Raw genomic sequence first — 456 nt, 5'->3', positions numbered from 1 at the left:
GGTTGTAGAGGGTCTGGCCATCGACGGCATGCACCGTCAGCCAGGCGACCGTCAGCAGGCTGCTGACCAGCAAGCGGCTAAGAAGGGTCATCACGGGACTCCATTTCCTTGTCATAAGCTCAGGCTTGAACTATTACCCCACGCAGAGTAGGGCTATCACCTGCCCGAAACAACGCCGGGCAGGCCAAGGAAATGGCAAAGAGCCTGCTAACTGCTCACTTGCTGAGCTGGATCAAGAACCGGAGATGCACTGGGTTGCTGCGGTACGCACATCACCCAGGCGCAACGGGAAGTTGTTGAGCCGCTCGAACACCTTGATGCTGCTGCCACTGCCGCGCTTGTCGATATCCACCAACGCAGCGGGACCCGCTCCCAACTTTTGCGGGACGATCAGACGCAGACCGTCGCCGCGGACCTCTTCGTCAAGCGTATCGCGTGTCTTGGCAAGGTTCTGCT

1 protein-coding gene is annotated in these 456 nt (G+C 59.2%); it reads right to left on the bottom strand.

What is annotated here, in order from left to right:
• Positions 1 to 232: 232 nt before the first annotated feature.
• On the bottom strand, positions 233 to 456 hold a 224-nt coding region (locus BAE31_RS09000; RefSeq protein WP_212667502.1), incomplete at its 5' end, for a hypothetical protein.

Origin of the sequence: Bacillus sp. I-2 (assembly GCF_001974945.1) — a bacterium.
In the GTDB taxonomy this organism is placed as follows: domain Bacteria; phylum Bacillota; class Bacilli; order Bacillales; family Bacillaceae; genus Bacillus; species Bacillus safensis.
Note: the sequence above shows the minus strand (reverse complement) of the source record. Positions and strands in the feature narration are given on the sequence as shown.